This window comes from Burkholderia sp. 9775_39, from assembly GCF_015712225.1.
Lineage (GTDB): Bacteria > Pseudomonadota > Gammaproteobacteria > Burkholderiales > Burkholderiaceae > Burkholderia > Burkholderia cenocepacia.
The window spans coordinates 20405-39276 of record NZ_JACCQC010000019.1 but is presented as its reverse complement, the minus strand read 5'-3'; the positions used below and the strand labels follow the sequence as shown (position 1 = coordinate 39276).

Genomic DNA, 18872 nt, shown 5'->3' with positions numbered 1-18872 from the left:
AAGACCGGGCGCCGGACGCCCGATAGGATCGAGCCACACCCACACCACCCACCGGAGGGCACCATGGCGATTCACGAAGTCTTTCCGTATCTGCGCGCCAAAAGCGCGGAAGACGCCATCGCGTTCTATGCGAAGGCATTCGGCGCGCAGGAGAAATTCCGGCTCGTCGAGCCGTCGGGGCGCATCGGACACGCGGAATTGCAGCTCGGGCCATGCACGCTGATGATCTCCGACGAGTTCCCGGAATACGATCTGTTCGCCCTCGACCCGGACGGCAACGCGCCGATGGTGCTCCATCTGCATGTCGACGACGCCGACGCGACGATCGCCGCCGCCGTCGCGGCCGGCGCGCGCGTGACCCGCGCGCTGCAGGACCAGTTCTACGGCGAGCGTTCGGGCAGGATCCGCGATCCGTTCGGTTACGACTGGCTGATCGGGCATACGATCGAAGCGGTCGAACCCGACGAAATGCAGCGGCGTTACACGGCGCTGATGTCGGGCAATCAGTGAGCATTCCGGACGGCGTACCCCGAACGATCCCCCCGATATCCGCGATGCACTACCACCCCGACGACATCAGCCGGCTTTTCCTCGGTGTGCCGACGCTGCAGTTGAACCGCCCCGCGCCCGCCGAGCGGTTTCTCGCCGCCGCCGTCGCTACCGGCGCCGAACTCCGCCATGTGCTGCGCGACTACCCGCAGGTCCGCTACCAGCCGCTCGACTTCCACTATCTGTGCCAGCAAAGCCTGTCCGCGCTGGACGACGCGCTGCTGGCCGACCTGACACGCGACATGCGGCACGGCTGGCGCGGCGCGCACTGGGCCGCGCTGCTGATCGCGTTGTCGGGCGACGCGCGCTATCTGCCGCACCTCGACGCGGCCAGGCGCCATCGCGGCGTCGAATGGACCGCCGGGCTGGCCGCAGCCGCCTCGGCCGCCGATGCGCAATCGTCGGCCTGCCGTTGCTGCCGGTCGATCGTGCAGTTGCGTGCGCAACTGGCCGAGTTGCCGCGGGTGGTCGTCCGGTTGAGACCGTGGCCCTCGCCGGCAGCGCTCGAAGCGAGGACCAACGCCGTGCGCGCCGCCTATCGAAGCGGCGGCGCCGACGCGGCGCTGCCGATCACCCGCCGCTAGACCGCTCGGCACGCAATCGCGCGATGGCGCGCTGAACCCGCAGGCCGGCGCACGCGTCGCGGGGACCGTCATTGCCGCCTGCCTGAGCAGCTTCGTGCCGAATGTCGCGAATGCGCAGAGCAGCGTGACGCTGTACGGCCTGATCGACACGTCGATCACCTACTCGACCAACCAGCGCACGCGCGGCGCCGGCTCGCCCGGCGGCGGCAGCGTCGCGATGACGAGCGGCGCGCTGAATGCGTCGCGCTGGGGGCTGCGCGGCCGCGAGGATCTCGGCGGCGGGATGGCCGCGGTCTTCGCGCTCGAAAACGGCTTCTCGGGCACCACCGGCAAGCTGTCGCAGAAAGGCGTCGACCTGTTCGGCCGCCAGGCGTGGATCGGCGTGGGCTCGAAGACGGCCGGCACGCTTTCCTTCGGCCGCCAGTACGACCTGATCCTCGATTTCGTGACGCCGCTCGGCGCGTCCGGCCCCGGCTGGGGCGGCAACCTCGCCGTCCACCCGTACGACAACGACGATTCGAACCGCAACCTGCGCATCAACAACGCGGTGAAATATACGAGCCCGACGGTTCGCGGGCTGACGTTCGGCGCGATGGTCGGCTTCTCGAACACGGCCGGCCAGTTCTCCAACAATGCCGTGTGGAGCACGGGCGTGTCGTATGCGAACGGGCCGCTGAAGCTCGGCGCCGGCTACCTGAAGATCAGCCGCGACCGCAACGCGCCGAACCCGGACGGCGCGCTGAGCACGGTCGACGGCTCCGCGACGATCACGGGCGGCAACCAGCAGATCTGGGCCCTGGCCGGCCGGTATGCGTTCGGGCCGCACTCGGTCGGCGCCGCGTGGTCGCATTCGGCCACCGACGGCGTGACGGGCGTGCTCCAGGGCGGCAACATCGCGCCGCTGAAAGGCGAATCGCTGGTGTTCGACAACTTCTCGATCGACGGACGCTACTTCGTCACGCGCGCGTTGAGCGTCGCCGCCGCGTACACGTACACGATGGGCCGCTTCGACACCCGCACGGGCCAGACGCGTCCGAAATGGAACCAGGTCGTCGCGCAGGCCGACTACGCGCTGTCGAAGCGCACGGATGCGTATCTCGAAGGCACTTACCAGAGCGTGAGCGGCGGCAACGGCAATCCGGCGTTCAACGCGACCGTCTGGACCTTGACGCCTTCGGCGAACAGCAACCAGGTCGTCGTCGCGCTGGGGTTGCGGCACAAGTTCTGACGAATGCGGCCTCGCGCGGCCGCCCGGCTGCATCCGACGAGCACGTCACCCGTCACCCGATCGCCGTGATCGACACGAGAAAGGCCGCGCCCCGTGCGCGGCCTTTTCGCTGTGGCGGGCGTCGGGTACCGCGTACGGCGCGCGGAAGCAAGAATGCCTCCCGACTGTCGCATTTGCGCAAAAAATGCGAAGAAACTGGTCACGTTGTGACATTTTTCCTAATCTGTTTGCAGCGACGCCGCGATTCGGCGTTCCGGTCGCAACATTCTTTCATCTGGCGCACCATCGGCTTACGAGCCTGCATCACGGCAACGGAGCCGGACCTTTCGCGCCATGGCGGCCGGACAGCTGCGTGCGGACGGCACGCAGCCACGCTTTCAACGCAGTCAACCGCTGGAGACGAACGATGAGCAAAATGAACCGAATTGCGGTCCTGGCAACTTTCGTACTGCTGGCCGGTTGTCACAACGCGGCGAAAACGCCCGAGAATGCCGGCGCGGCACCGGAGCCCTCGAGCGAAACCGTCGCGACGGTGACGGCCGACGATCTGAACAATCCGAACAGCCCGCTCGCCAAGCGCAGCATCTACTTCGATTTCGACCAGTACTCCGTGAAGCCTGAATTCCAGTCGCTGCTGCAGGCGCACGCCGACTACCTGCGCAGCCACCCGGCGCGGCACGTGCTGATCCAGGGCAACACCGACGAGCGCGGCACGTCCGAATACAACCTCGCGCTCGGCCAGCGCCGCTCGCAGGCCGTGGCGAGCGCGCTTCAGACGCTCGGCGTGCCGGCCACGCAACTCGAGGCCGTCAGCCTCGGCAAGGAAAAGCCGGTCGCGCTCGGCCACGACGAGGAAGCGTGGGCGCAGAACCGCCGCGCCGATCTCGTCTATCGTTGATCCGGCGTCGCCGCGGCGGCGGCGATACGCAAAAAGCATGGAATAAACGCGCCGCCGAAACGTCTTCTCATCGCGCAGACGCGCGGTTCACGCGAACCGCCTTTCCCGTGGCCTGCGCGCTGCAAGGAGATTGCAATGAAATCGGCAACGTTGGCCGCGGCGCTCGTCGCGGCGCTGGTGCTCGTGCTGTCGACGGGCTGTACGTCGTCGGGCAGCGGCGTGTCGCAAGGACCCGGCATGAGCCGGTATGGCGGCTCGGGAGGTAGCGGAGGGGGCGGCGGCTACTGACGCGCCGCCGTCAGGAAAACGGGGCGGCGCATCGCGCACGGGCACCGGAAACCGGCTGCCTCGTGCGCGGCGCCCCGCCCCGGGGTGCGATTCAACGCATCGCCTTTACGTCGGCCGGCGTGACGCTCGCCGGCTGGCCGCCCCACGTCGCGCGCAGGTAGTTCGCGAGCTGCGCGAGTTCGTCGTCGCTCAACGTTTTCGCGAAACCCGGCATCGGCTGCAGGTTTTCGAAACCGGCGAACTTCTGCTCGTCGATGCCGTCGAGCATCGCGACCAGCAGGTTGCGCGGATCGCCCTGGCGCACCGTCGAGTTGCCGTTCATCGGCACCGCCACGTGCGGCTTGCCTTCGCCGTTGAAACCGTGACAGCCCGCGCAGACCGCGAGATACACCGAGCGGCCGGCGGCCAGTTGCGCGGCATCGGCCGATACCGGCTTCACCGGTTGCGGCGCGGGCGGCGTATCGCCGAGCAGGTACACCGACAGTCCGCGCAGGTCGTCCTTCGTCAGGTACTGCGTGCTCAGGTGCACGACCGGATACATCTCGCCGAACGCCGAGCCTTGCGGCGCGATGCCGACGCCGAAGAACGTCTGCAGGTCGGTGCCCGTCCAGCCGCGCGCGGCGAGGCCGGCCGGCGTGATGTCGGGCGCGGCCACGCGGCCGAGCGCGGCCCCCGCGAACGGCTTCGCGCCGTCGAGCTGGCCCGTGAAGGCGCGCGGCGTGTGGCATTCCGCGCAGTGGCCGAGCGCGCCCGCGAGATAGCGGCCGCGCTGCCAGTCGGCGGATTGCCCGGTCGACGCATCCGGCAGGCTGTCCTTCAGGAACAGCATGTCCCAGAAGACCATGCCGAAGCGCAGGTTGTACGGGAACTTGAGTTCATGCGCGCGGTTTTCCTGCGCGACCGGCTTGACCGTCTTCAGGTACGCGAACATCGCGTCGGCATCGGCGCGCGTGAGCTGCCGGTACGACGTGTACGGCATCGACGGATACAGGCGCTTGCCCGGCGCCTTGCCGTCGTGCAGCGCGGCATAGAAGTCGTCCGCGCTCCAGTTGCCGATCCCGTGATCCTTGTCGGGCGTGATGTTCGAGCCGTAGAACGTGCCGAACGGCGATTCGAGCGCCGCGCCGCCGGCGAACGGCGCGCCGTCCTTCGCGGTGTGGCACGCCGCGCAGTCGGCGGCCTTCACGAGATAGCGGCCGCGCGCGACCGGGTCGGCGCCGGGTGCGCCGGACGCCGCGTTCGAGGCCGGCGCGTCGTGGCCGCCGCACGCGGCGAGCAGCAGCGCACAGGCCGCTGCGAGCGCGGGCAGGCGCGCGGCCCGCGCGACACGATGAGCGAGTGTGCGGTTCATGCGGCGTCCTTCACGAGTCCCGGCGTCGTCAGCACCACGTCCTTGACGGCTTCGTAGTAGCGGACATAGCCCGTGCAGCGGCAGAGATGCGCGTCGAGCGCGTCGGTGATCGTGCGTTCCACGTCGGCCTTCGCGATCGGCTCGCGCTTCAGGCGTTCGATCAGCACGGTCGCCGCGTTGACGAAACCCGGCGTGCAGTAGCCGCACTGGAAGCTGAAGTGTTCGAGGAACTTCTGCTGGATCGGCGACAGCTCGACCACTTCGCCGGCTTCGTTGCGCTTCGCGTGGCCTTCGATCGTGCGGATCGAACGGCCGTGGAAGAAGTGCGCGCCGGTAATGCAGGTGCGCATTTCCTCGCTCGTGCCGTCCGGCTGGTCGACGATCACGACGCACGCATGGCAGATGCCCTGCCCGCAGCCGAGCCGCGACCCGGTGAGGCCCGCGTACTCGTGCAGGAACTCGATCATCATCAGACCTTCCGGCACCTGCATCGGACCGACGGTCTTGCCGTTGATCCTGACCGACAGCGGTTTCTGCTGGAACCGGACGAGCGGACGCTCGACGGCGGCCGCGGCCGATGCCGGCGCAGCCGGGGCAGCGGGAACGGACGCCGATGCGGCCGAAGTTGCCGCCGGTGCGGAAGCGCCAGTCGCAGCCACGCTGGCGCTCGCGGCCGAAGCCGCGGTTTGGGCGGTCGTCATGCGAGCACCTCCTGAATCTTTTGCGGGGTCACCGGCAGGTCGGTGAAACGATGGCCGATCGCGTGCGCGATGCCGTTCACGATCGCGCCAACGACGGGGATCATCACCACTTCGGCGACACCCTTCGGCGGATCGGTCTCGGACAGCGGCGGCAGCACGTCGCCCGTCTGCGTCCAGACGGCGACGTCGGACGCGCGCGGCAGCTGGTAACGGTTGAAGTTCCACGTCCCGTTGCCCGGGCCGTCCTCGTAAAGCGGCAGGTACTCGTGCAGCGCATGGCCGATACCCATCGCGAGACCGCCCTGCAACTGGCCCGACACGAGCTGCGGCGAAATCTGGTTGCCGCATTCCATGATCGAATGGTGCGTGAGCAGTTCGACCTTGCCGGTCGCTTCGTGCACGGCCAGCTCGACGAGCGTGCCGACCGCCGTGTAATACGTGACGGCCGCGTTGTTGCGGCTCGTCGGCGGGATGAACACGCGCTTGCGGTCCAGCACGCGGTAGCCGTTCGCGGTCGGCGGCAGCGTGCCGCGCAGCGCGGTCGCGCCGGCCGGCGCGGCGGTGCCCGGGATCGGACCGTCATCGCCCGTCTTCGGCGCGCCGACCCGCAGCGACAGCCCGTCGATCGGCAGACGCTCGACCGCGCCACCTACCTCGAATTCCGCATCGGTCCACTGCCAGCGGTTGAACACGTGCACGACGGCGCCGGTCGGCAGGCCGAGCGCATGCGCCTGCTTCGCGAGCTGTTCGAACGTCAGCGGCTCGAGGCCGTCGGCGGTCAGCTTGCCGTCGACCCAGCGTGCATCCTCGATGCGGATCGTGTACGGCGCGGCCTGGCCGCCGCCGAGGCCGCGCGTCCAGATCGACATCGCGGCCGGCCACAGCCCGTAGCGGAACACGGCGCGCGCGGCTTCGCGCGTGCTGTGCGTGAAGTAGTACGCGGAGTTCGTCGCGCTCGACGGCGACGCATAGCCCGGCGACCAGCGCGGGTTCGCGCTCAGGCGGTCCTGGTCGGCCTGCGACATCAGGTACGGGTCGCCGCTCGTCTCGACCGGCAGGTCCGGCCATTCGGTCACGGCCACGCGTACGTCGGTCGCCGGACGGCCGAGCCATTTCGCGACCGCGACGGCCTGCGACGTCGACATCCCGGTGCCGATCTCGGCCGCGGTGTGCTGCAGCGACACCTTGCCGTGCTCGTCGAATTCGACCTTCGCGAACGACGCTTCCGCGCCCGTGCCGAAATCCTTCTGCACGCACGCGAAGCCGACGCCGTAGCGCTTGCCCGGATGCGCGGCCTCGAATTCGGCCTTGCGCGCGACGCGACGCGTCCACAGCGGATGCTGCTTCGCACGCTCCAGCACTTCGTCGACGCGCAGCGCGCCGGCGGGAATCGCGCCCTGCGTGTTCTTCATCCCCGAACGCAGCGCGTTGCGCAGACGGAAGTCGATCGGGTCGATGTTCAGTTGCGCGGCGATCTCGTCAACCGCCATCTCGGTGGCGGCCATGCTCTGCAGCGTGCCGTAGCCGCGTGCGGAGCCGGCGTCGATCGCGCGCGACGCGATCGCGACGGCCGCCAGGTCGCTCTTCGGGAAGTAGTAGATCGATTGCGCGGCGGTGGCGCCGACCATCGCGACCGACGGCGAGAAGTTCGAGCGGCCGCCGCCGTTCGCCTCGAAGTCGCCCTTGAACGACTGCAGCAGGCCCGTGTTGCGGTCGACCGCGATCCGGTAACGCATCTTGAACGCGTGACGCTTCAGCGACGTCTGGAACTGCTCGTAGCGGTCGTTCGCGAACCGCACCGGGCGGCCGTCCGCGTACAGCGCGCAGACGAGGCCGTAGAACGGCACGTTGAAGTGGTCTTTCGAGCCGTAGCCGACCGTGTAGCACGGATGCACGAACAGCTTCTTCACCGGGAAGCGGCATTTCGCGACCATCGCGGCCGCGTTCTCCGACACTTCGAGCGGCGACTGGGTCGGCACGACGAGGTGCAGCGATTGCGTCGCGGCGTCGTACCAGCAGTTCGCGTTGTCGGGTTCGAGCGCGGCCGTATCGACCGACTGCGTGTTGTATTCGCGGTCGAACACGAGCCAGTCGGCCGACGGATGATCGAGCTCGCTGGCGATCTGCCCGGCGAGGAACATGCCCTGCTCGTCGAGCTTGCCGTGCTCCTTGCCGTCCGGCCAGACCGGCAGGTGCTTGCGCATCATGCTCGGGAAGATCGGCGCGTCCTTCAGGCTCGAATAGACGTCGTCGTCATAGGCCGTCTTGCCGCCCACGCGCACGTAGCGGAAGGTGCCCCACGGATCGCGCTCGAGCGGGCCCGTGACCGCGCCGTAGCGGATCACGTCGTCGCGGAACTTCAGCGCGTTCTTCGCGAAGCGGAAGCGCGCGAAGTCGTGATAGATCAGGATCGCGACCGCATGGCCGAGATACGCGGGCGTCTTGCCGGCCGGCAACAGCATGTCGTCGCCGTAGAACGCCGGGAACGCGACGCCGTCGCGCGCGAGATCGTCGGCCGTGACCACGCGGTCCGGCTTCAGCTCGTCGCCGAGCAGCGACAGGTCGAAACCTTCGTACGTGCGGTCGGCCTGCGTGACGCGCAGGATCAGCGCGTGCGACTGCTGCTGCGGCCAGTGCGGCATGTCGGCGGCGCGCACGTCGCGGGCGAACACTTTCGAGCCCGTGACCTTCGCGATGCCGTCGATGCGGAATTGGGGGATGCCGGTGACGCTATCCCACTTGACGGGGGTGAGGAGTTTTTCTTCGAAGAGCGCCGCGAACGCGCGGCTGCCGATGGGCGCGACATACACCGCGACGCCCGCCAGCACGCTGGCTTTCAGAAAACCCCGCCGTGACAGGCCGTGGTTTTTCATTGGGGGGAACCTCCTGATGCGGCTCGGACGGCGATCGGGTGTCGCGGCGTTCGGAGCGGCGCGCATTCTGGCATTGTTTTTGATATATCGCCTATAGCATTTCTCGCATGAAATACTTATTGGATTTCTTATAACTGGATTCAGCCGGGCTGCGGCGGGCGGTCGCGGGGCGATCCGTTGGCCGTTTGCGTGCGGCCGGATGCCGTCGTACATCGTTCCGTTCGCAACGACCCGGCCTTTGCGCCGCCGAATCCGCAAGCCGCTCGCAGCCGGGACTGACGACCGCGCACGACGCGATGCGCGGTGCCGCCGGCCGGCCCGCGCCGCCGTTTTTTCATCAGTTGCTCCGAGAAACCCCGTCCTTCAGGACGGGGAGGAAAGGAGCGCCGCTGTTTGACAGCGGCATTCCACCGTTAAAATGGCCGGCATGATCCTTGTCTACCGCTACCGGGTGAAATCGCTCAACGGACTGCTCAACAAGCAGAGCCGTGCGGTGAACGACGTCTGGAACTTCTGCAATGACACGCAGAAGCATGCGCTCAAGTGGAGCAAGAAGTGGCCGACGGGTTTCGACCTGAACGTGCTGACGACCGGCAGCAGCAAGGAACTCGACATCCACTCCGGCACGATTAACGCGACGTGCGAGCAATATGCGAAGTCGCGCAGTCAGCACCGTCGGCCCTACCTGCGCTATCGCGGCAGGAAATCGCTGGGCTGGGTGCCGCTGAAGGGCCGCGACCTGAAGCGCGAGGGGGACGCGTTCCGTTTCGCCGGCAACACGTTTCGCGTGTTCAACAGCCGACCGCTTCCCGAAGGCAAGATCAAGGATGGGACCAACTTTGCGCAGGATGCACGCGGCAACTGGTTTCTCAACATCGTGATCGAGATGCCCGATGTGCAGGCCCGCCCGATCCGTTCCGGTGTGGGCATCGATCTCGGCCTGAAAGACTTCGCCACACTTTCGACCGGAGAAAAGCTGCCCAATGACCGATTCGGTCGGCGCGCGGCGGAAAAGCTGGCGAAAGCGCAACGGGCGCGAAAGCACAAGCGGCATATCGCGAAGCTGCATGCCAAGGTCGCGAATGCCCGTGCCGACTTCCAACACAAGCTCGCGCTCGATCTGGTGCGGCGCTTCGATTACATCGCGGTCGGCAACGTGGCGGCCGCGACGCTCGCCAGAACCAGGATGGCGAAAAGCGTCTACGACGCATCCTGGTCGTCCTTCCGAAACAAGCTCCGCTACAAAGCGATCGCGCACGGGGCCACGTTCGAGGAAGTCGACGAAAGGAGTTCCACCCAGTCCTGTTCGGCGTGCGGGTCGCAAGACAGCACGACGCGGCCGAAAGGTATCGCGGGACTGCGAATAAGAGAGTGGGCCTGCAGTGGCTGTGGTGTCGTGCATGATCGAGATACCAACGCTGCGCTGAACATTCTCCGATGCGGACGTGCATCGCCAGGTGTGGGAATTCTCTCCCTTTGGGGAGAGGAGGACGTCAAGGTAATGTCGTGCGCATCCGGCTCGTCCGGGCTTCCGCCACGTGCCGTGCGAGCGCCGCCAGCCATCGAGACATCGTGTCGAGGTCGACAATCATGGCAGTCAGAGCGTCTCTCCTGAACTCCGTTCTCGCCACTCCACCCTCCGGCAACCACCGCGTGACGGCCGCGCTGCGTCCGTCGATGCTCGTGACGCTGTTCGAGGACGTGCGCCCGATGGCGCTGTCCGGGCTCGCGAGCGGCTTCGTCGCGGCCGTCGCGCTGATCCGGCTGCAGCAGCTGTGGTGCCTCGCGTGGCTCGTCGTCGACGTCGGCCTGCTCATCGCGCGCCTGTCGATCGCACGGGCCTACACGGTGCGGCGCAACGCCGGCGACGATCGCGCCGAATACTGGGCGAGGCGCTATGCGCCGGTGTCGCTCGTCGCGTGCTTCGTGCTCGGCCTCGGCGTGATGGGCTGCGTGCAGGCCGCCGACGTCGAGCTGGGCACGCTGTCGGTGATGGTCGCGGGCGGCGTGTTCGGCGGGATCGCGTCGCGCAATGCGGCGCTGCCGCGGCTCGCGATGACGCAGGTCGTGCTCGGCGTGCTGCCGATCGGCGTCGGTGCGCTGCTGGCCCCGCGGCCGGGCGCATGGTTGCTGGTGCCGCCGCTCGCGATCTATCTCGCGGCGATGCGCACGGTCGTGCAGCGCCACTACCGCGTGCTCGTCGCACTGATCGCCGCGCGCCAGCGCAACGCCGAACTGGTCGCGCGCTTCGACGCCGCCCTCACCTACATGCCGCACGGCCTGTGCATGATCGACGGCGACAGCCGCGTGATCGTCGCAAACCGGCGCACCGCGCAACTGTTCGGCTCGCCACGCGAGATCATGCTCGATACGCCGCTGCCGGCCGTGGTCGCCGCACTCGGCGCGAACGCCGCGACCGATCCCGGCGGCATCGGCCTCGCCGCGCAATGCGACAGCTGGCTGAGCTGCAACGAGCCCGCGCCGTTGGACATCGCGCTCGCCGACGGCCGCCAGCTCGAACTGACGCGCCACCGCGTGCCGGACGGCAACGCGGTGATCATCGTCGAGGACGTCACCGCGCGCCGCCAGACCGAACAGCACATCCGGCACCTCGCGCGGCACGACGCGCTGACCGGTTTGCCGAATCGCCACGAGCTGCACGCGGCGCTCAAGCGGATGCTCGCGCGCCGGCCGCGGCTGCCGAGCCCGGCGTTCGCCATCATGTATCTCGACCTCGACGGCTTCAAGTCGATCAACGACCGCTTCGGCCACCAGGCCGGCGACGAAGTGCTCACGCAGGTCGCCGAACGGCTCGGCAAGACGCTGCCGCCGGGCGAGCTCGCGGCTCGCATCGGCGGCGACGAATTCGTCGTCGCGATCGACGACACGACGATGCACGCGTGCTCGATCCTCGCCGCGCGGATCATCCGGCAGATTTCGGCGCCGTATGGGTTGTCGAACGGCGAGACCGTCTGCATCGGCATCAGCATCGGCATCGCGCTCGACGACGGGCACGGCTCGCCCGACGAACTGATCCGGCAAGCCGACAGCGCGCTGTACGACGCGAAGTCGGCCGGCAAGGGCATCTACTGCTTCTATTCGAGCGGCAGCCGCCGCATGGCGCCGGCCACCGCAAGCTGAGCCCGTGACGCGCGCGCCGCGCATCAACTTTCCGTGCCCGCTGCGTTCTCCCGACGATTCAATTCCGAAACGCTTTGCCGGTCCGCACATGACGCCGTGCGTTCGCGTGTCACGTGACGTGTTCCGTAACATCGCCATCCGACGCGCCGCAAGATGACTGCAGAAGCCCGCACGATCGAGGCCGGGCACGGCATTTCGCGGCTGGCACTCTTATTGCTCCTTGATGGGGAAAGAACGTTTCAGGGAGCCCAACATGAATACCGTCGACGTGCTCGCACGAACCGAAATCATCGACGAACAGGCCGTGATCGACGGCGCATCGCTGATCCGCCGGCTCGTGTCCGAGCGCCGGATGCCGGCCGCGCGCGAAGCCGCCTGCATCGACAATCCGCCGCTCACGCTGTATGGCGCGTTTCGTCAGGGCGTCGCCGATCACGCCGCGCGACGCGCGAATCCGTATCGCGCCGGCAGCCGTTTCTGGGCACTGTGGGAAGAAGGACGTCTCGAAGCTGAAACATCCGGCCGGTAAGCGCGTCGCGCGCGCCGGCCCTGCCACGACACGGGCTGGCGCGAGAGCCGGCACGTCAATGCAGCCGGCCGGCGCGCCGGCATGGCTTCATCGCTGCAACATCGCGCGCGCCCGCGTATCGGCCCGGCAAGACACGGCCGTGCGCCCGTCCGCGGTCACGCGCTGCCTGGTCGATCCCGCCCGCCGCGCCGCGCGGCGCCGGTTTCCCCTATAAGATGGCAGATTCCGTTCATCGAACGACGCTGCCATGACTTCCTCTCCTGCTCGAAACCCCATTCACTGCGAAATCGATCTCGACGCGCAAGGCAAACACGCGGGCTACCTGCGGCTGCCGCACTCCGTGCACCGTTCCGCATACGGCTGGCTGCCGATCCCGATCGCGTCGATCCGCAACGGCGACGGCCCGGTCGCGCTCGTGATGGCCGGCAACCACGGCGACGAGTACGAAGGCCAGATCATCGTGTCGCAACTGATGCGCGAGATCGAACCCGACATGGTCCGCGGGCAGTTGATCCTGCTGCCGATGGCGAATTTCCCGGCGGCGGATGCGGGCCTGCGCGTGTCGCCGCTCGACGAAGGCAACCTGAACCGCAGCTTTCCCGGCGACCCGACCGGCACGCCGACGCAGATGATCGCCCACTACATCGAGCACGCGCTGCTGTCGCGCGCGCAGTATCTGGTCGACCTGCATTCGGGCGGCAGCTCGCTGCTGTACCAGGGCGGCAACATGCTCGCGATCGATCCGCTCGACGCCGACGAAGCCGAGAAGCTCAACGGGCTGCTGGTCGCGTTCGGATTGCACAATGCATTGCTGCACGCGCCGAATCCCGTGCATTCGGCGTCGGCCGCGCGCCGGCAAGGCGCGATCTCGATCGTCACCGAACTCGGCGGCGCCGGGATGGCCGATCCGTCGCTGATCCGGCTCGGTCGCCACGGACTGCTGCATTACCTCGGCTATATCGGGCTGTTGCACGGCGCGCTCGTGCCCGACGCACCGCCGACCGTCACGCGCTTCATGCGCGTCGACGGCGATCGCCATTTCGTCTATGCGTACGAGCGTGGGCTGTACGAGCCGCTCGTCGAGCTCGGCGACCAGGTGAAGGCCGGGCAGCCGGCCGCGTGGGTGCATTTCCCCGATACGCCGTTGCGCGAACCGGTGCTGCACCGGTTCAACGGCGACGGCGAGGTGGTGTGCAAGCGCGTGCCGGCGCAGGTGCGGCGCGGGGATTGCCTGTTTCAGCTCGCGGAGCCGTCGACGCCGCCGCGCGTCATCGCGTGAGGCACCCGACTGACGCGTTCACGACCGTCGCACGCTGCCAGTGCGGACACGCCGACCGTCAGTCGGACGACACCGGCGACTCGTTTCCCTGCGCAACACCGCATTGATGGCAATGCGGAAAGAAGAAGAAATTCCGGCCACCGCATTCGCACACATTGAAAAGCCTCAATCCGCAATGGACGCAGAACGTGGAGTCGTTGCCGCCGAGACTCCATTGTTTGTCGCATGACGGGCAGCGCTTTTTTTCGAGCGACCGGACGGCTTTTTCGTATCCGATCGTGCGCGCGCGTTCGCCCTGATCCTGCTGCAATTCGAGCCGTTTACGCTCGGCATAGCGCTGAAACGCCTTCATCATGTAAAGACCGGCGAATACCGTGAGCACGATGCCGACCAGGACCCGGACATAGCCGCCGAAATTCGGCAGGTACGGCACCAGTTCAATGAAAAACGCGCTCAGCGCAAACAGGCCGAAACCGTACACGAACGGCCAGTAGCGCGCGTTGCGGTAGCGGATGAACAGCCAGGTCGCGACCAGCAGTATCGGCAACGTCAGCGCCAGCCGCAGCCCGAACACCTGCATCTCGTAGCGCCGGGTCGCGTCGTCGAAGCGCCGTTCGGCTGCTGTGTCCGCTTCGGCGATTTGCGTGTCGACTTGCGTCTGCTGCGATGCCAGCGCCCGTTGCTGGTCGCCGATCGCATCGATCTGATGCTGCCAGCTGACGACCACTGCCTGCAGCGTATCCAGCTTGCGCGTTCTCGCCACGATGTCCGGGTTCCTCGCACCGTCTCCCGTCACCGCGCGAGTGGCCAGCCAGTTGCGGAAACTTTCCTTTTCGGCCGCGTACGCCTTCGCGGCGCGGCCGCGCGCCACTTCCATCGTGTCGACCTTCTCGGCGAGCGCATCGCGCTGCGCCTGCAACTGACGCCGCGCCGCGTCCAGCCGCGCTTTTAACGGAGCGTCGGCGAATTGCTCGATGACCGGCGGACCACCCCGAGGCGCGAACGCCATGTCGCGAATCACGAGACTGCCGAGCATGTTCAGAAAGACGGCGAAGATGATCGCGATCACCCATGACGCGAGTCGCAGGAGCCGCGCAGGGCTGGTCAGGCCGTCGCCGGAAGTCATCATGGTTTTTCCTTCCTTGTTGTTGGAATGGTTTCCATTGGTATCAATCTTGATGCAACCGTCGATGCTCTCTTTGTCGTCGGTTGCCGTGCGGCGCCGCGCTGATGCCGAATGCCGATCCTAAACGGTCGGCCCCCATTCGCGCTAGCGGACAAGTCCCCTCGACATTGGCGTCGAATCTCCGCCACTGACCGGCAATCGCCCCCGTCAGATAGAATGACGCGCTTTGCCCGTACGCCTATGTGGTTCAAGAATCTCCAGCTTCACCGTCTTCCCGCGCCCTGGGCCGTTACTGCCGACCAGATGGAAAAATGGCTCGCGCCTCACGCATTCCAGCCGGGCAGCAGCGTCGAAATGCAGCGCGTCGGCTGGGCGTCGCCGCGTGACGACGGCGCGCTCGTGTATTCGATCAACCGGCAGATGCTGCTGGTGTTTCGTGCCGAAAAGAAACTGCTGCCGGCGTCGGTCGTCAATCAGGTCACCAAGGCCCGTGCGCTCGAACTCGAAGAGCAGCAGGGCTTCAAGGTCGGCCGGAAACAACTGCGCGAACTCAAGGAACAGGTGACCGACGAACTGCTGCCGCGCGCGTTCAGCATTCGCCGCGATACCCGCGTGTGGATCGATACGGCGAACGGCTGGCTCGTCATCGATGCGGCGGCCCAGGCGCTCGCCGACGACGTTCGCAGCCTGCTCGTCAAATCGATCGACGGATTGCCGCTCGCCGGCGTTCAGGTGGCGCGCTCGCCGGTCGCCGCGATGACGGACTGGCTGCTGTCCGGCGACGCGCCGGGTGGATTCACCGTCGACCAGGACGCCGAGTTGCGCTCGAGCGGCGAAGGCGGCGCCACCGTACGCTACGTCGGCCACGCGCTGGAAGCGAACGACATGCGCCGGCACATCGAAGCCGGCAAACAATGCATGCGCCTCGCGATGACCTGGGACGACCGGATCTCGTTCGTGCTGACTCCGTCGCTGACGATCAAGCGGGTCACGCCGCTCGACGTGATCAAGGAGGCGGCGGACCCCACCGCGCAGAACGACGACGAGCGCTTCGACTCCGACTTCACGCTGATGACGGGTGAATTGGCGCGGATGCTGACCAGTCTCGTCGATATCCTGGGCGGGGATCGGCAGGACTCGGTTCCTCAGCCGGCAGCAGCCTGAACAGCGTCGTCGAGGGTCGTCGCCGCGCGACGACGCGACAATTCAAGGGGGACCGTCGCCATCATGGCGGCGGATCGCGGCCGGGGGCGCGGCCGTGAAAAGCCTACCCCCATCGGCATCAGGCATGACCGGCAGGCGATCGAAACGACGACACCCCGCCAATCCACGGCGGCCCTTCCCCGTCGTCCACACCGCAAACGGGCACGGCTCGCCCACGCCCGCTCGCCCCACCCCACGCTCCCTGCAAGCCTTCTTACGCCTTCCGCGAAATCCTTATCGAAATTGCTTCGTTCGCCTTTGCCGGCCGCGCCGCTAACGTGTTCAAAACGGCGGCGGCACGCCGGATGCCTCGCATCGGGCACGACAGCCGCCGCCATCACGACAACTGCGTCGCGATAACGGAACAGACCGGACGGGCCGCGTGCCCGCACCCCGCCAGGAACGTCCGCATCGCGCGCCATTCGCGATGCCCATGGCCACGAACGACCGCATCATCGACACGACGCCGCTCGACGTCCGCGCGCAGCCGCTGATCGACGCGCTGATCGACGAGTATTCGATCCGTTACGACGCGTACCGCCCCGACAGCCGCGCGTCGGCCCGCGACGAACTCGCACGCTACCCGGCCGAACTGTTCGCGCCGCCCGAAGGCGCGTTCGTGCTGTTGCTGCGCGACGGCGAAACGATCGGCGGCGGCGCGTTCAAGCGCTACGACGCACGGACCGCCGAACTCAAACGCATCTGGACGCGCACCGACCTGCGCCGCCAGGGCCTCGCCCGGCGCATCGTCGAAGCGCTCGAACTGCGCGCCGCGCAGCAGGGCTACCAGCGCCTCTACCTGACCACCGGCTTTCGCCAGCCCGAAGCGTGGGCGCTGTACGACCGCACCGGCTATACGCGGCTGTTCGATTCGTCGATCGATCCCGAAGCGTATTTCCATCTGCGCTTCGGCAAGGATCTCGTCGATCCGTCGCGCACGTCGACGCTGGCCGACCTGTGGGCGCCGGTGCCCGAACCCGTGCTGCCGCGCTGAGTGCACGACGTCCCGCATTCCATCTCGCCCATTCCGCTTTCCGCGCTTCCACGACAGGACGTCTTCATGCATCGAGCCGTACCGTTTTCATCCCGTGCCGTGCGCACGCTGGCCACCGCGCTGATCGGCCTGAGCGCCTTCGCCGCCGCGACGGCTGCAGCCGCCGCGACGTTCGACCTGAGCCCCGAACAACGCGGCCGCCCGCGTGGCACCGCCGATGCGGCGGTCGAGCGCGCGGTGCCCGCGTCGTTCAAGTTCGCCGACCCCGGCACGCTGACGATCGGGATCGCGCCGAGCCTGCCGCCGATCAGTTCGTATGCGACCGACGCGCGCACGGTGATCGGCTTCGACGCCGACGTCGGTCAGCTCGTGTCCGACAGCCTCGGCCGCAAGCTGAAGATCGTCGCGCTCGCGTGGGCCGACTGGCCGCTGGCGCTCGAATCGGGGAAAGTCGACGCGGTGATCTCGAACGTGACCGTCACCGAGGAGCGCAAGCAGAAGTTCGATTTCTCGACCTATCGCAAGGATCAGGTCGGCTTCTACGTCCGCAACGACAGCAAGATCCAGTCGATCCGCGAGCCGAAGGACGTCGCGGGGCTGCGCATCGTGACCGACGCCGGCACCAACCAGGAAAAGATCCTGCTCGCCTGGGACCGCGAGAACGTCGCGCACGGGCTGAAACCCGTGCAGATCCAGTATTACGACGACCAGGCGATGCGCATCGTCGCCGTGCAGTCGGGCCGCGCCGACGCGGTGTTCAGCGTGAACTCGGTGCTCGCGTATCAAAGCGCGCAGCAAGGCAAGACGCGGCTCGTCGGCGCGATCAGCGGCGGCTGGCCGCGCACGGCCGACATCGCGATCGCGACGCGTCGCGGCAGCGGCCTCGCCGAACCGCTGACCGTCGCGCTGAACGGGCTGATCAAGAGCGGCCGCTACCAGCAGGTGCTCGACCGCTGGAACCTCGCGTCCGAAGCGATCGACCAGTCGCGCACGAATCCGCCCGGGCTGCCGAAGAGCTGAGCGCCGCGCGCCCGCAACCGTCCATCCACGCTCACGCAGGAACGCCGCTCACCATGTCTTATTCGCTTTCGTTGCTGGACAAGAGTCCGATCGCCGACGGCGCGAACGCCGCCGATGCGCTGCGCTTCACCACGACGCTCGCGCAACGCGCCGAACAGCTCGGCTACGCGCGCTTCTGGGTCGCCGAACATCACGGCACGCCGGGTTTCGCGAGCTCGGCGCCGGAGATCGTCGTCGCGCACCTGCTCGCGCACACGTCGCGCATCCGCATCGGCTCGGGCGGCGTGATGCTGCAGCACTACAGCCCGTTCAAGGTCGCGGAGACCTTCAAGCTGCTGGCCGCGCTCGCGCCGGGCCGCGTCGATCTCGGCATCGGCAAGGCGCCCGGCGGGCTGCCGCTGACCACGCGCGCACTGCAGTGGTTCCACGACAAGGCGCGCAAGCCCGATTTCGCGGGGCAGCTCGCGGCGCTCGACGCGTTTCTCGGCTGGGGCGTGGCCGAGGATCATCCGCTCGCCGGCGCGGTCGCGATGCCGGTGCCGCCGCAGTTGCCCGAACGCATCCTGCTCGGCGGCTCGCCGGACAGCGGTGCGCTCGCCGCGCGCAACGGCTGGCGTTTTTGCTACGCGGGCCATTTCAACGGCGACGACGCGAATCTCGAACGCTCGCTCGACGCCTACCGCAGCGCGGGCGGCGAGAAACCGCTCGTCGCGCTGTATGCGGTCGCCGCGCCGACCCGCGACGAAGCCGAACGACTGATCGGGCCGCTGAAGATCTTCAAGCTGCAGTTCGCGGGCGGCCAGAGCTTCAACCTCGCCAGCGCGCAGGCAGCCGCGGAATTCGCGCGGCAAAGCGGCGCATCCGACTACCGGATCGACGAGCTGCGCCCGACGGTGCTGGCCGATACGCCCGAGCGCGTGCATCGCGCGCTCGACGCGCTGAGCCGTCGGCTCGACGTCGATGCGTTCGTGATCGATTCGCCGGTGTCCGACTACGCGGCGCGACTCGCATCGGCCGAATGGCTCGGCGGCGCGCTGTCCACCACGCCGTTGCAGGCGGCCCTCGCGGCCGACCGCTCCCTCTCCCCTGACCCGAACGCGTGACATTC

17 protein-coding genes are annotated in these 18872 nt (G+C 67.6%); 13 read left to right on the top strand and 4 right to left on the bottom strand.

Going from position 1 to position 18872, the window contains the following annotated elements; all coding sequences use genetic code 11:
* Positions 1–63 precede the first annotated feature (63 nt).
* The 5 genes from H0X90_RS24035 to H0X90_RS24015 all read left to right on the top strand — a co-directional run bounded on the left by H0X90_RS24035 (position 64) and on the right by H0X90_RS24015 (position 3547).
* The gene (locus H0X90_RS24035; protein ID WP_034202331.1) at positions 64–510 is read left to right on the top strand and encodes a VOC family protein; all 447 of its coding nucleotides are present in this window, start codon (positions 64–66) and stop codon (positions 508–510) included.
* Positions 511–554: 44 nt separating this feature from the next.
* Positions 555–1133, top strand: coding sequence for a hypothetical protein (locus tag H0X90_RS24030; RefSeq protein ID WP_077215881.1), 579 nt, complete (start codon positions 555–557; stop codon positions 1131–1133).
* A 31-nt stretch (positions 1134–1164) separates the two neighbouring features.
* Complete coding sequence (locus tag H0X90_RS24025; RefSeq protein ID WP_196438235.1) at positions 1165–2361, top strand: porin; 1197 nt, start codon at positions 1165–1167, stop codon at positions 2359–2361.
* A 406-nt stretch (positions 2362–2767) separates the two neighbouring features.
* Positions 2768–3259 carry a peptidoglycan-associated lipoprotein Pal gene (pal, locus tag H0X90_RS24020; RefSeq protein ID WP_006492284.1) on the top strand — a complete coding sequence of 164 codons (492 nt, stop codon included), beginning with the start codon at positions 2768–2770 and terminating at the stop codon, positions 3257–3259.
* Positions 3260–3394: 135 nt separating this feature from the next.
* Positions 3395–3547, top strand: coding sequence for a hypothetical protein (locus tag H0X90_RS24015; protein ID WP_171984121.1), 153 nt, complete (start codon positions 3395–3397; stop codon positions 3545–3547).
* A 91-nt stretch (positions 3548–3638) separates the two neighbouring features.
* Here the strand turns inward: H0X90_RS24015 and H0X90_RS24010 are convergent, their stop codons facing one another.
* From H0X90_RS24010 to H0X90_RS24000, 3 genes are read right to left on the bottom strand one after another with little or no spacing between them, the layout of a single operon-like run.
* Positions 3639–4898: a cytochrome c gene (locus tag H0X90_RS24010; RefSeq protein ID WP_062885519.1), complete on the bottom strand. Its 1260-nt coding sequence runs from the start codon at positions 4896–4898 to the stop codon at positions 3639–3641.
* Complete coding sequence (locus tag H0X90_RS24005; protein ID WP_006483632.1) at positions 4895–5599, bottom strand: (2Fe-2S)-binding protein; 705 nt, start codon at positions 5597–5599, stop codon at positions 4895–4897. The genes H0X90_RS24010 and H0X90_RS24005 overlap by 4 nt, the downstream gene beginning before the upstream one ends.
* Positions 5596–8472: a xanthine dehydrogenase family protein molybdopterin-binding subunit gene (locus H0X90_RS24000; RefSeq protein ID WP_006483637.1), complete on the bottom strand. Its 2877-nt coding sequence runs from the start codon at positions 8470–8472 to the stop codon at positions 5596–5598. The genes H0X90_RS24005 and H0X90_RS24000 overlap by 4 nt, the downstream gene beginning before the upstream one ends.
* Before the next feature lie 427 nt (positions 8473–8899).
* Here H0X90_RS24000 and H0X90_RS23995 point away from each other — a divergent pair, with 427 nt between their 5' ends.
* The 4 genes from H0X90_RS23995 (at position 8900) to H0X90_RS23980 (ending at position 13421) form a co-directional block, all read left to right on the top strand.
* On the top strand, positions 8900–10087 hold the full coding sequence (locus tag H0X90_RS23995; protein WP_227739703.1) for a transposase: 1188 nt from the start codon (positions 8900–8902) through the stop codon (positions 10085–10087).
* On the top strand, positions 10063–11613 hold the full coding sequence (locus tag H0X90_RS23990) for a sensor domain-containing diguanylate cyclase (protein WP_077188785.1): 1551 nt from the start codon (positions 10063–10065) through the stop codon (positions 11611–11613). Before H0X90_RS23995 ends, H0X90_RS23990 begins: the two co-directional genes overlap by 25 nt.
* A 253-nt stretch (positions 11614–11866) precedes the next feature.
* On the top strand, positions 11867–12142 hold the full coding sequence (locus H0X90_RS23985) for a hypothetical protein (protein ID WP_006483627.1): 276 nt from the start codon (positions 11867–11869) through the stop codon (positions 12140–12142).
* Positions 12143–12389: 247 nt separating this feature from the next.
* Entirely contained in the window at positions 12390–13421 is a 1032-nt protein-coding gene (locus H0X90_RS23980; RefSeq protein WP_006483634.1) for a succinylglutamate desuccinylase/aspartoacylase family protein, read from the top strand.
* A gap of 58 nt (positions 13422–13479) precedes the next feature.
* Here the strand turns inward: H0X90_RS23980 and H0X90_RS23975 are convergent, their stop codons facing one another.
* A complete protein-coding gene (locus tag H0X90_RS23975; protein WP_077188786.1) occupies positions 13480–14550 on the bottom strand; it encodes a hypothetical protein in 1071 nt (356 codons plus the stop codon).
* Positions 14551–14787: 237 nt separating this feature from the next.
* Between H0X90_RS23975 and H0X90_RS23970 the strand changes: the two genes are divergently transcribed.
* From H0X90_RS23970 to H0X90_RS23955, 4 genes are all read left to right on the top strand, one after another.
* A complete protein-coding gene (locus H0X90_RS23970; RefSeq protein ID WP_006494835.1) occupies positions 14788–15711 on the top strand; it encodes a recombination-associated protein RdgC in 924 nt (307 codons plus the stop codon).
* Between the two features lie 472 nt (positions 15712–16183).
* Complete coding sequence (locus tag H0X90_RS23965; RefSeq protein ID WP_006494834.1) at positions 16184–16744, top strand: GNAT family N-acetyltransferase; 561 nt, start codon at positions 16184–16186, stop codon at positions 16742–16744.
* Positions 16745–16810: 66 nt separating this feature from the next.
* On the top strand, positions 16811–17764 hold the full coding sequence (locus tag H0X90_RS23960; protein ID WP_077188787.1) for an ABC transporter substrate-binding protein: 954 nt from the start codon (positions 16811–16813) through the stop codon (positions 17762–17764).
* A 53-nt stretch (positions 17765–17817) separates the two neighbouring features.
* On the top strand, positions 17818–18867 hold the full coding sequence (locus tag H0X90_RS23955) for an LLM class flavin-dependent oxidoreductase (protein WP_006483631.1): 1050 nt from the start codon (positions 17818–17820) through the stop codon (positions 18865–18867).
* Positions 18868–18872 lie beyond the last annotated feature (5 nt).